This window comes from Azobacteroides sp. (SeqCode), from assembly GCF_055395615.1.
Genome location: NZ_AP014701.1, coordinates 381,022 through 394,083 on the forward strand (window position 1 = coordinate 381,022; position 13,062 = coordinate 394,083).

8 protein-coding genes and 2 tRNA genes are annotated in these 13,062 nt (G+C 29.9%); 4 read left to right on the top strand and 6 right to left on the bottom strand.

Going from position 1 to position 13,062, the window contains the following annotated elements; all coding sequences use genetic code 11:
- The first annotated feature begins 12 nt into the window (after nucleotides 1-12).
- Nucleotides 13-85: transfer RNA gene (locus ACZ5QM_RS01630), tRNA-Thr, on the top strand.
- A 14-nt stretch (nucleotides 86-99) separates the two neighbouring features.
- Here the strand turns inward: ACZ5QM_RS01630 and ACZ5QM_RS01635 are convergent.
- The 3 genes from ACZ5QM_RS01635 to ACZ5QM_RS01645 are packed head-to-tail and all read right to left on the bottom strand — an operon-like array spanning nucleotide 100 to nucleotide 2,886.
- Nucleotides 100-717 carry a WbqC family protein gene (locus ACZ5QM_RS01635; protein WP_464183196.1) on the bottom strand — a complete coding sequence of 206 codons (618 nt, stop codon included), beginning with the start codon at nucleotides 715-717 and terminating at the stop codon, nucleotides 100-102.
- Nucleotides 714-2,144 (bottom strand): signal peptidase I, encoded by a 1,431-nt coding sequence (gene lepB / locus ACZ5QM_RS01640; RefSeq protein ID WP_464183311.1) that lies wholly within the window; start codon nucleotides 2,142-2,144, stop codon nucleotides 714-716. The genes ACZ5QM_RS01635 and lepB overlap by 4 nt, the downstream gene beginning before the upstream one ends.
- 49 nt (nucleotides 2,145-2,193) lie before the next feature.
- On the bottom strand, nucleotides 2,194-2,886 hold the full coding sequence (locus tag ACZ5QM_RS01645) for a 4-hydroxy-tetrahydrodipicolinate reductase (protein WP_464183197.1): 693 nt from the start codon (nucleotides 2,884-2,886) through the stop codon (nucleotides 2,194-2,196).
- A 132-nt stretch (nucleotides 2,887-3,018) separates the two neighbouring features.
- Here ACZ5QM_RS01645 and ACZ5QM_RS01650 point away from each other — a divergent pair.
- The 3 genes from ACZ5QM_RS01650 (at nucleotide 3,019) to ACZ5QM_RS01660 (ending at nucleotide 5,510) form a co-directional block, all read left to right on the top strand.
- Nucleotides 3,019-3,092: transfer RNA gene (locus tag ACZ5QM_RS01650), tRNA-Ile, on the top strand.
- A 293-nt stretch (nucleotides 3,093-3,385) separates the two neighbouring features.
- A complete protein-coding gene (trmB, locus tag ACZ5QM_RS01655) occupies nucleotides 3,386-4,099 on the top strand; it encodes a tRNA (guanosine(46)-N7)-methyltransferase TrmB (RefSeq protein WP_464183198.1) in 714 nt (237 codons plus the stop codon).
- A 70-nt stretch (nucleotides 4,100-4,169) separates the two neighbouring features.
- Nucleotides 4,170-5,510 carry an ATP-binding cassette domain-containing protein gene (locus tag ACZ5QM_RS01660; RefSeq protein ID WP_464183199.1) on the top strand — a complete coding sequence of 447 codons (1,341 nt, stop codon included), beginning with the start codon at nucleotides 4,170-4,172 and terminating at the stop codon, nucleotides 5,508-5,510.
- A 21-nt stretch (nucleotides 5,511-5,531) separates the two neighbouring features.
- Here the strand turns inward: ACZ5QM_RS01660 and glgP are convergent, their stop codons facing one another.
- The 3 genes from glgP to dxs all read right to left on the bottom strand — a co-directional run bounded on the left by glgP (nucleotide 5,532) and on the right by dxs (nucleotide 12,510).
- Nucleotides 5,532-8,096, bottom strand: a complete 2,565-nt coding sequence (gene glgP, locus ACZ5QM_RS01665) for an alpha-glucan family phosphorylase (protein ID WP_464203035.1) — start codon at nucleotides 8,094-8,096, stop codon at nucleotides 5,532-5,534.
- Between the two features lie 20 nt (nucleotides 8,097-8,116).
- Nucleotides 8,117-9,763: a glycosyltransferase gene (locus ACZ5QM_RS01670; RefSeq protein WP_464183201.1), complete on the bottom strand. Its 1,647-nt coding sequence runs from the start codon at nucleotides 9,761-9,763 to the stop codon at nucleotides 8,117-8,119.
- A gap of 851 nt (nucleotides 9,764-10,614) precedes the next feature.
- A complete protein-coding gene (gene dxs, locus ACZ5QM_RS01675) occupies nucleotides 10,615-12,510 on the bottom strand; it encodes a 1-deoxy-D-xylulose-5-phosphate synthase (protein WP_464183203.1) in 1,896 nt (631 codons plus the stop codon).
- Nucleotides 12,511-13,062 lie beyond the last annotated feature (552 nt).

A 13,062-nucleotide genomic window follows, 5' to 3' on the forward strand; every position in this document is an offset into this window, starting at 1 on the left:
TGAGAAATTAAAGCCGTTATAGCTTAATTGGTAGAGCAACGCACTCGTAAAGCGTAGGTCATGAGTTCAAATCTCATTAACGGCTCTTCTTTTCTATATTTAATTTTTAAGTATAAGTGGAGCTTCCGGTCCAACATTAAAGAGCAAATCTATAATACTTAAATTGGACTGAAACCCATATTTATTTTTAAATACTTGATAATAAAATTTAAATTTTTTAATAAAAGGTGTTTTTTTGGGATGTATTTTCTCTCGTAAATTCAAATCGTCCATCTCTATATCTTTTATATACACAGAAGTGTAAGAAATACTAGGAGAAATATCCAATAACGAGCAAATTAATTCTCGTAATTGCTCATTAAAATCATATAAAAATCTTTGTTTCCTTTTATAAAAAGGGAACAAATCATCTTTGTAATACTGAAAAAAAGGACTGGAATTATAAGAAGAAACAATAGCGTTCCAATGTAAACGTTGCCAATTAATACATTCAGAAATACAAATATCTCGCATCAAACATTTGTGGGAACTAAATCTTACAGGAATACTCAGAGTTTGTAACCCATTTGCAGAGGCAATTATACAACGATTTCTATAGGTCTGTTTAATATAATTATCTTGTCTTTCAATAACTATATATTCTGTATTAGCTAGTTGTACATAATATTCAACAGGGGCTAAATAAGCAGTAGATAAGAAAACAGTTTTCTCACTCATTGATCCTTTACGAAGCGTAAAAAACGATTCCAACGAATTTTCCCATCCAACCAACCGCGATCTTTATCTATAGACATCAATATTAATAGTGGCTTCCCAACAATATGATCTTCAGGAACAAATCCCCAAGCTCTAGAATCCAATGAATTATGACGATTATCACCCATCATAAAATAATAATCATAATTGAAAGTATATTTACTTGTTTCAATATCATTAATAAAAATTTTATGATTTTTACAATCCTTACGAAGCGTATTCCTTTCATAATTAACAATACAACGTCTGTACAGCGCTAAATTTCTCTCATTCAAATCAATAGTTGTTCCTTTTTTAGGAATCCATATTGAACCAAAATTATCCCTAGTCCAACCCATATTATATCCATAAGGATATATATTTCCTCCAAAAAATTCTGGCTCAATATGAATAGATTTTACCCAATTTTTTCTTTTTAAAAGAAAAAAAGCTTCTTCAGTTAAAGGAAGATGATAAACTGGATTAAAATAACCATTTTTATCTGATTTTATACCCAAGAAATCAAAAACAGACGAAGCATTAATATTTTTACCACAAATCATCCATCTCATCTTATCATTGCAAAGCAATCGATCATCTTTATTAACTTTCAATCTTCTGAATTGCTCTTCAGACAAAAAAGATCCTTTAGTTTCAACAAAATAATTAAACTGTACGTATCTTGGATTTGGGAGCTTAATTCCATTAATATAAACAATATTGTTTTTTATCTGTAATGAATCTCCAGGCATACCAACACAACGTTTTACATAATTTTCTCTCCTATCTACAGGGCGACTTATAATTTTTCCGAATACATTTTTTTCTATATTTACACGTTCCCAACCAAATTGGTTTACTAAATCATAGTAATCGTAATTTTGATAATTAAATGCAACCGTATCTCCCGCAGGAAAATTAAATACAACAATATCTCCTCTTTTTATATTACCCAACCCTTTCAATCGTTTATAGCTCCAACAAGGGCAATCAAAATAAGATTTAGCATTAATAATAGGCAGAGTATGGTGAACCATTGGAAAAGCTAAAGGTGTATTAGGAACTCTTGGCCCATAGTTTACTTTACCAACAAAAAGATAATCTCCCACCAAAAGTGTTTTTTCTAATGAAGAAGTCGGAATTTTATAGTGCTGGAAAACAAAAATATGTATAAAATAAACAGCTATCAAAGCAAAAAAGATAGCATCCACCCATTCCATTATCTTTCTTAAGATGCTATTTCTTGATTGTTTCCATATACTCCATGGAATTATTTTCAGTATATAAATATCAAAGATTAATAACAATCCTCCCAAAATCCAATAATTATCATCCCAAATTACAAATAATATATATAAAATTGAAACAACGAATAGTTTAATCCATTGCAAAGAAGTTGTCTTTAATATTTGTTTTTTAACTCTATTCATTTTTTACTTCTTGCTTACTTTTACAATATTATATTTTTAACAAATCATCCATAGTTAAGAAGCCAGTTTTCCCTTGCGTATATTCAGCTGCTAAAACAGCTCCTAAGGCAAATCCCTTCCTGTTTTTAGCATTGTGTTGAATAGTAATAATATCTGTCTCAGATTCATAAACGATTGTATGAATACCTGGTACTTCTCCTTCTCTTTTTGAGTGAATAGACAGATTAGTAAAATCTTTACGATCAATATTTGCAGTTATTCCTTCTGCCAATGTAATAGCTGTTCCACTGGGAGTATCTAGCTTATGAATATGATGAATCTCTTCAAGAAAAACATCATATTGAGGAAAATCATTCATCATTTTTGCCAAAAACTTATTAAGAGCAAAAAAAAGATTAACTCCAATACTATAATTAGATGCATAAAAAAACGTTTGCCTATTCTCTTGACACTCCTTTTTAATTCTTTCTAAATGCTTCAACCAACCAGTAGTTCCTGTTACAACAGGAACATTTCTTTCAAAACATTTCATATAATTAATAAACGCTGTTTCAGGACGAGTAAATTCAATAGCTACATCAACACAATGAAGAAAATTGTCAGAATTAAAATCATCCTGATTATCTATATCTATAATAGACACAATATTATGCTTTCGTTTGTAAACTATTTTTTCTATCTCATGCCCCATTTTACCATAACCTATCAAAGCAATATTCATAAAATCTATTGTTTTTTCGCTAAAGGTAATAATTTATAAATAAAAACCCTCTATACTGTAAGACCTCATGAGGATTTATTTGAATTATTTAATAATAATAGTAATTTTACAAATGTCTAAACAAATTTGACAGGTCCTATAGCTCAGTTGGTCAGAGCACCTGACTCATAATCAGGGAGTCCCAGGTTCAAGTCCTGGTGGGACCACAGTAAAAAAATGGGTTCTCAGTCAAAAATATGAAAAGCTGTAGTATACCTTATATTTGTAAGACTTTGTTTACCAAAAGTGGTTATCAGAGCATTTTCTATCAAAAAATTTAAGCACTTTCAAAAAAATCCTGGTTAATGTGCATAGCAGTGCTAAGCAAAATGATTAACAGTTCTGAACTTATCCGTCGTTATCAGCAATTTGTTTTTCCTGCTTATTTTATATTACTAACTAAATATTTTTCATTTTTATATCATATTACTACATTTTACAATCAATTTTAACAAACAATATGGGGGGAAAAAAACTGCAAAAATTTAAAGAAATGGAAAAGTTTTCACACGTTTTTCAATATCCTTATACCTTTTCACAAAAAAAAAAAAATGAAATGAAAAGTAAATGGTGTAAAAATTTTTTTCAAAACAACCATTCCATTATTCTTGAACTCGGTTGTGGAAAAGGTGAGTATACAGTTAATTTAGCAAAAATGTTTCCAGAAAAAAATTTTATCGGAATAGATATTAAAGGAGCAAGAATATATTCAGGAGCTAAACAAACATTAAAAGAGGGTTTAAAAAATGTAGCATTTTTACGTACTCATATAGAATTTATCAATTGTTTCTTTGATCGAAATGAGGTATCAGAAATATGGATCACTTTCCCTGACCCACAAATAAAAAAGACAAATAAAAGACTCACATCTGCCAATTTTATGCAGTACTACAGTAATATTTTAGAAGATAATGGAATTATCCATTTAAAAACAGATAGTTGTTTTTTATTCAATTACACCTGCAAAATAATTCAATCTAACAATTTCCAAATACTGTTCCAGACAGATGATTTATATCAAAATTGCCTAACAGATAAAATACTTACTATTCAGACCTTTTATGAACAAAAATGGATTAAAAGAGGATTAAAAATTAAGTATATTTGTTTTATATGTAAAAAAAAAGAAAAATATATTGAACCAAAAATCAATATTAAATTAAATAAATATTAAAATTTTGGTAAAAAAAACTTCTCAAAAATATTTTTTCATTCTCAATAAAGTAGTACCATGTATTCGAAAATTGCCTTTTCTACAATCTCTTTTCTTAGAAATTAATAAAAACGAAATATGGTCTGTTATTGGACGAAATGGAAGTGGGAAAACATTATTGGCAAAGATAATAGCTGGGAGATGCAATATTATTGAAGGAGAGCTCACCTATTATTTCCCAGAAAACCCAGAGGAGGTGATTAAAATAGTTAATTTTCAATCTGTATATTCACTTGCTGATTTTCGGAAATTTTATTATCAAAAACGTTTCAATCATACAGAAACAGAATACTTACCTCTAACTAATTATTTATCTTATTCTGATCAGATAAAACAAATTTTTAATGTTGAAACATTAATATCTCATAGCCTTATTAATTTATCAAGTGGTGAACTTAAAAAGTTCTTAACTGCAAAAATTTTACTTGAACATCCCCGTATGATTATTTTCGATAATCCCTTTGTTGGCTTAGATACTAATGGACAGCAACAGTTTAATGAAATTTTTTATAGACTACATAAAAAAGGTATTCAGTTAATGTTTTTAGTATCATCTTTTAATGAAATACCTTCAATTACATCTCATATTTTAGAAATAGGTAATAATAATTTAGCTTCTATTTTCAAAGTAACAGAATGGAATCAAAAAAAAATAAATAACAAAGAAAATTTATCTGTTGATTGGCATTTATTTCCTCAGTCTATTTTCAATGACTCTAAAATAGTTGTAAAGATGGAAAATATAGATGTAACTTATAAAAACCAAACTATTATATACGGTATCAATTGGGAAATAAAGCAAGGTGAAAAATGGGCACTTTTAGGTGCTAACGGTTCTGGAAAATCAACTTTAATTAGTTATATATTTGCAGATAATCCAATTTCATACAGTAAGAATCTAATATTATTTGATCGAAAGCGCGGTACAGGTGAAAGCATTTGGGATATAAAAAAACGGATTGGTTTTACCTCTTCAGAGATGCATCTTTATTATAGGAAAAACATAACCTGTAAACAAGTAGTAGAGTCTGGATTTTTTGACAGTGTCGGTTTGTTTCAGAAATGTACAAAACAACAAATTATTATTACTAACTATTTATTTGATTTACTTCATATCAACCATTTACAAAATTTTTCTTTTCTGAAAATTTCCTCTGGAGAACAACGGCTAATACTTTTTATTCGTTCATTGGTCAAAAATCCAGAATTATTAATTCTAGACGAACCTTTTCATGGATTAGACGACGAAAACAAAAATCGTTGTTTACAAATCATAGAATCGTATAACAAACAACAAAACAAATCACTTGTGTTCGTTACTCACCAATTAGAAGAAATACCATCAAGTATCAATTTATTTTTTCGTTTGTAAACTTTTCTGTAACTTCTATGACTATATATGAATCCATTTTACATAAACAAAGTCCATCCGATGAGGCAAATCTTTATTGAAAGGATAAACTCTCACTCCATACCTAATGGTTCCAGAATGTAAAACCGGGAATTTGACTGTGAAGTACAATTTACTTCCTTCAATTTTTTCTAGTGTACCCATTTCTATCGTAATCAATTCTGCACCTACTAGATTTTTTCTCAACTGAACAATTTCTATTCTCAAATCAGCTTGAAGATTATGTTTATTTATTACTACACCTATTGAAATAACACTCCCAACCTCAATCCCTTCGGTGAAAACACCTTCATCATAATCAACAGAAATTATTTCTATTTCATTCCAATGATTTGCAACTTCCTCCTTCCAAACTACTAATTCTTTAGCTTTAGCAAAATCATCTTGTTTCAATCTCTCGGAACGATTAGCTAAGATATTATAAAAATAGTTAATATAATCATCAAACATCCGTTTAGTTGTATAATGAGGAGCTATTTGAGCTATTGAATTTTTTATATATTGTATCCATCCAACAGAATATCCTTTACTGTTTTTAGCATAAAAAAGTGGAATAATTTCATTTTCCAACAAAGAATAAATAGTAGCTGCGTCTAATTGATCTTGAAATTCACTATTTTTATAGGTGCATTTATCGGTTAACGCCCAACCGGCACCTTCTCGATAACCCTCATACCACCAACCATCCAAAACTGAGAAATTTAATACACCATTCATTTCAGCCTTTTGTCCAGATGTACCAGATGCTTCTAATGGACGAGTAGGAGTATTTAACCAAATATCCACTCCAGAAACTAAATATTTAGCCAAACGCATATCATAATTTTCAAGAAAAATAATTTTTCCCTGAAAATCAGGACGATGCGAAATATCTACAATATGTTTTATTAAACCTTGTCCTCCTCCATCAGCAGGATGTGCTTTCCCTGTAAATATGAATTGTACTGGATAATGTGGATTATTCAAAATTTTAGCAAGTCTATCTAAATTAGTAAATAATAGATGTGCTCGTTTGTAAGTAGCAAAACGCCTTCCAAAACCAATTAAAAGTGCATTTGAATCAATTTTATCTAAAATAGAAACCACTTTAAAAGGATCACCTTGATTTTTTAACCAATTATCTTTGAACGAATCTTTAATATAATTTATTAATCGTTTTTTTAGTGTCATACGGATGTTCCATATTTCTTCATCTTCTACCTGATAAATTTTCCTCCAAATTTTTACATTAGACTGGTCTTTATAGAAAGATTGCCCAAAATGTTTTTCATAACATTTACGCCATTCGGAAGCAGTCCAAGTAGGCATGTGGACTCCATTAGTTACATATCCAACGTGTAATTCTTGCGGATAATAACCTTTCCACAACGGAGCAAACATATATTTGGAGACTGTTCCATGTAGCTTGGAAACACCATTGGCTTCTTGACAAGTATTCAATGCAAAGACACTCATAGAAAAATCCTCTTGACTCCCAGAATTAGTTCTACCCATATCCATAAAATCTTGCCAACTGATACCTAATTTGGCAGGAAAATGATCCATATATTTACAAAATAAGCTTTCTTCAAAATGATCATGTCCTGCAGGTACTGGAGTATGACAAGTATATAAAGCAGAAGCTTTTAAAATTTCCAGAGCCTGACTAAAAGTTAATTTACTGTTTTGAACATAATCTACTAGACGTTGAACATTAATTAACGCAGCATGTCCTTCATTACAATGATATATTTGTTTTTTTATACCTAATTTATTCAACAAAATAATTCCACCTATACCCAAAAGATACTCTTGTTTAAGTCGGTCTTCTTTATTTCCACCATATAAACGAGAAGTGATACAACGATCCCATTCACTATTTTGTTCTAAATCAGTATCTAATAAATACAATTTAATACGACCTACATTCACCACCCATACATACGAATACACAACAAACGAGTTATAGAAAACTTCTATAACTAACGGTTGCCCATTTTCATCTGTCACTTGTCTAATGGGAAGTTGGTCAAAATGTTGAGCCTCATAATTAGCAATTTGCTGCCCATCTATAGACAAAGATTGCGTAAAATAACCATACCGATACAAAAAACCTACTGCAGTTAAATCAGCATGAATATCACTTGCTTCTTTAATATAATCTCCTGCTAAAATTCCCAAACCTCCTGAATAAATTTTTAATACATGGCTTAACCCATACTCCATGCTAAAATAAGCAATACTCGGTATATTTTTATTGTAAGGTTCATTCATATAAGTTTCAAACATGCCATACAATACTTTGATAGCTTTCATCAGAGTGGAATCTTTTGTAATAGCTTCTAAGTAGGAGAATGGAAGACTTTGTAGAAATAGAACAGGGTTTTCTTCTACTCTATTCCAAAGTTCTCTATCTATAGAAGTAAACAACTCTACTGCTTCATAGTTCCATGACCACCATATATTATGCGCAATTTCATCCAGCATTTTTAATTCATTTGGCAACTTAAAATAAGCATTAAATTTCTTCCATACAGGCTCATTTGCACAATTTGATTTGATTTTCATAATTTTTTCAGAAGCATTATTTATAATTTTCCCAAAGCAATATCATAAGCTCGCAAATAATATTTGATGAAATGAGACCATAGTGCTTTTCCTGGTAGAGTACTTATAGCTCCCTTTAATTTCATCTGATTGGGATTGTACTCCATAATATATTTAACAATTATATTTTTAATAGACTCGATCACCTCAAAGTAATTACTATCCGTTCGTTCTACAACTGCGACTCCCAAATCCAAAGTATTACTTTTTGCTCCATTTGATTTTGCCCATATACCAAAACCTGCAAGATTAGTTGTAATAGTAGGAACACGAAAAGCTACACTTTCCAATGGTGTATAGCCCCATGGTTCATAATATGAAGGAAATACAGTTAAATCCATTCCTATTAATAAATCATGATATGACATATTAAAAATACCGTCTTCACCATTCAAATACGAAGGAACAAAAATAAGCTTTACCTGACTATCATCTTCATTTGTAAAATTCAAACAACGGAGATATAGACAAATAGGATCAGATAGAGGATTCGCTAACTCATGCGTAATAAAAGAATTAGGTAAAGAAAACTGTGGGGAAACAGTATTTCTCAAACGTTTCTTTAAATCTTCTCTTACACTTTTCCAATATGCAGGAACTAACACGAAAGCAATAATTGAACGATCAAAATGAGTTTTTTTTAGTCTGTAAATGGTTTCAATAAAAACATCTATTCCTTTATTCCTATATTCATATCGTCCGGCTGTTGCTAACAAAAAAGTGTTTTTAGGAAAAAATGCTCCTATTAATTGTCTTGCAATATTAATAAGCACCATACGTGCTTTCATTCTTTTTATTTTAAACATTTGTTCTTTTGGGACAAAATCATAATTAAATCCGTTTGGAGTAATTATATCAGGTTTTTTTTCTAACAATTGAGTACATTCTTTTCCCGTAATTCCACTCACAGTTGAAAAACAATCAGCATAAAAAGCTGCTCGTTTTTCAAGAGTATGTTTACCTTGTATATTCAACTCATAAGCCATTTGATCTCCACTATAATTGTATAATTGATTATACAAAGGCTTGTTATTCTCACAAATAGAACGGCCAATAGAAGTGGCATGAGTAGTAAAAAACGTTGCGATAGTTGGAAGATAACTGTGAAGATAGAGGACGGTCATTCCAAGCATCCACTCATTCATATGAGCAACCACTTTCTTGTTTTGTAATTGAAAGAAATGATAAATACTTTTTATTACTTTATAAACAGCGTAAGCAAACATACAAGAATCATCATAATCTCCGCAAGCAACAGTAGAATCAATATTATATTTTTCCCACATTTGAAAATAAATAATATCTTTTTTTTCGTAAAAAGAAAAAAAATCAACTAAAATAGTTATTGGTTTCCCAGGAATATTCCAATAACCCACATTCACTTTTAAGCCTTCATTTTTATTAGCATATTTACTCCACTTATCCAATATTGTTTCGCTTTCAATAAATTCATCGTTGTTTTGTTTGTACAACAAAGCAGGGCCAATAAAAACAACTCTATCTCTAAAAAGCATTTGTAAAGTATGCGCCCGCGTTGATAACACAGTATAGATACCTCCAACTTTATTGCAAACTTCCCAAGAAGATTCAAAAATATAATCCGGAGTTAACACCTTATGAAACACCATAAAAACCGTTTTTCTACAAACAAAGGCAAAGATATTAATTCCTAATTAATATAAAGTGCTTTCTTAAGAAAGATTGACATATTTTTATTTTTACAAAACTTTTTCTCAGAAGTAATATTTAGTTGGAAAAAACATAAAAATATTATTTTTTTCAATAATTATTTTTATGTTTGTGAGAACGGGATATAGAACAATTGGTAGTGCTTCGCGTTCGGGACGCAGAAGTCAGGCGTTCGAATCTCCCTATCTCGACTCAAACAATATGTATGATTTTACTATTTTTAGTAATACACTTTATAGAGTATGTAGATAATTCATCAAGATGAATATATCACTCCAACAATCAGATGTAATTTAAAGATTGAAAATTACATAAAACAAGATTCTAAAATGAACCCATGTCAAAATCCGGAATCTATCTACCATGGCTAACAAATAGGTCATCAAAATTTGTAAAGTAAATCCCTTACTTGTATAATTGTTTTGTTATGCTTAAAATTAAGATTTGCATGATTGTTTACTATAAATTTTAGAATCAGAATTGATGGATTATCTTAAGAATTAGAAGATTTTGGTAAGTACTTTTATATGTTTTACCAAGATAGTTTTTACGTTTTGGTAAAAACAAATCATTCAATTATGCATCTTTTTTTCTAAAAAAATATACAATTAGTATCTGTCTTCCAAATAGATCTTGTAACAAATTTGCTATGATTAACACATGATTATCATGTGTATTTGACTACACTTTACTTCATTTAGAAAAATGAATAGAGAATCGCTTTTCAGTTAATTGCAATCATAAATATTGACAATATAGAAAAATCTATGTTGAAAGTATTGCTAAATGCTTAATTTTCCTCAATTAAGCATTTAGCAATACTTTCAACATCCATATTACATAATTTATATAATTCAGTAACAGTTCCGTGTGGAATAAATTCGTCAGGAATCCCTATTTGTTTAATTTTTGGAGTATATCTTTTTTGAACCATAAATTCAATAACAGCTGTCCCTAATCCCCCTTTAATAGTTCCATCTTCAACAACAACTATACATTTATAATTCTTACCTACTTCATGCAACAGTTCTTCATCTATTGGTTTTAGATAAATCATATCGTAATGAGCCACATTAATACCCAGTTTCTCCACCAAATGAATAGCCTTTTTTGCCAAATTTCCAATAGTACCAATACTTATAACAGCAATTCCTTTTCCTTCTTTAAGTTTACGTCCTTTACCAACAGGTAATATTTCAAATGAATACTTCCAATCATTCAATTCTCCTCTCCCTTTTGGATAACGAATAACAAATACTCCATTATCAGGTTGTATAGAAGTAAACATTAAATTTCGTAAATCTTTTTCATTTAGAGGAGCAGCAATCGTAATATTTGGAATGCAACGCAAACAAGCTAAATCCAATACTCCGTGATGTGTAACTCCATCTTCTCCCACTAATCCAGCTCTATCTAAACAAAGCACTATATTTAAATTTTGTAAAACTGCATCATGAATAATATTATCATAGGCTCTCTGCATAAAAGACGAATAAATGTTGCAAAAAGGAATCATGCCTTCTTTTGCTAATCCTGCTGCAAAAGTAATGGCATGTCCCTCTGCAATACCTACATCAAAAGTTCTATGAGGCATTTCATTCATTAAAAATGACATAGAACATCCAGTAGACATGGCAGGTGTAATTCCTACAATATTATTATTCATTCTAGCTAATTCTACTAAAGTATGTCCAAATACATCTTGATACAATGATGGCGTATTTTTAGATAAAACATCGATACGCTCTCCAGTTTTAGGATTAAATTTACCTGGAGCATGCCATATATTTACTTCGTTTTCTGCTGGTACAAATCCTTTTCCCTTTGTAGTACAAACATGTAATAATTTTGGACCTTTCATGTTCTTAATATCCTCAAAAATTTTAATGAGTTCTCTAACATTATGCCCATCTACTGGACCAAAATAACGAATATTAAATCCCTCAAAAATATTATGTTGCTTCGTCAAAAATGCTTTCAAGCTGTTATTAAAACGGAGAATGAACATCTTTCTTTTTTCTTTAATAATCCCGTATTTTTTAAGAAAAGTATATAACTTAAAACGAATAGTATTATAGGTACGTGAAGTGGTAATTCTAACAAGCGATTGACTTAATCCTCCTACCGGATGGTCTATAGACATATTGTTATCATTTAAAATTATCAATAAATCATTTGGGTTAGAAGAGACATTATTTAAACCTTCAAATGCTAACCCTCCAGTCATAGAACCATCTCCTATAACAGCTACTACCTTTCTGTCTTCTCCTTTCAACCAAGAAGCAATAGCTATTCCCAAAGCAGCAGAAATAGAATTAGAAGCATGACCTGCAATAAAAGCGTCACATTTACTTTCTTGAGGATTAGGGAATCCACTTATTCCTCCTAACTTACGAATTGTCTGAAATAATTTTCTTCTACCTGTCAATATTTTATGTCCGTACGATTGATGCCCCACATCCCAAATGATCCTGTCATACGGAGTATTAAATACATAATGCAAAGCAACTGTTAATTCCACTGTTCCTAAATTAGAACCCAAATGTCCAGGATTTTCTGCTAAAACTTCTATAATATACCTTCTCAATTCATCACAAACTCGCTCTATTTGTTTTATTTCTAATTTTCGTAAATCTTTTGAAGAATTTATTTTAGACAATAATGAATAACTTGAAAGTCTCTTCATCACAAAAAATATTGTGTAAAATTAATTGAGGATCATACACCTATATAGGGTATAAGTTTGTAATACGAAAAACTTCTAATTTAGAAAACACTAATATGTAACCTCATGATAATGTTTTTTAGAAAAAATTAAAATAGATCCAGTTTATCAATATAATAAATTCTTTTTGCATTACACTTGTTGTACTTTATACCTAATTATCTGTACTATTGTACTCCAAAGTACAATCTATCCTAAAGAAAATTTTTCTTTTACAAAGTATTTACTGTATCCTTCATCGTATTATAGACGTTTTTTAAAATATTGAACAGATTTCAAGCAAAATCAATACTAATATTCCAATTTATCAGATTTATCAGATTTATCAGAGACACTGATACCATTATCAGTACTTCATAGTCTAATGAAAATTTCCATTGTCTATTTTTTGAGGGAAGAAATCATTCTCAACTACTATAAATTCCTAGTCAAACTATTTTCAGAATAACTACTGACTAAATAAATTATTCACCTTTTGAAATAAACTAATCCAAGAATCCGCACATAGAAATT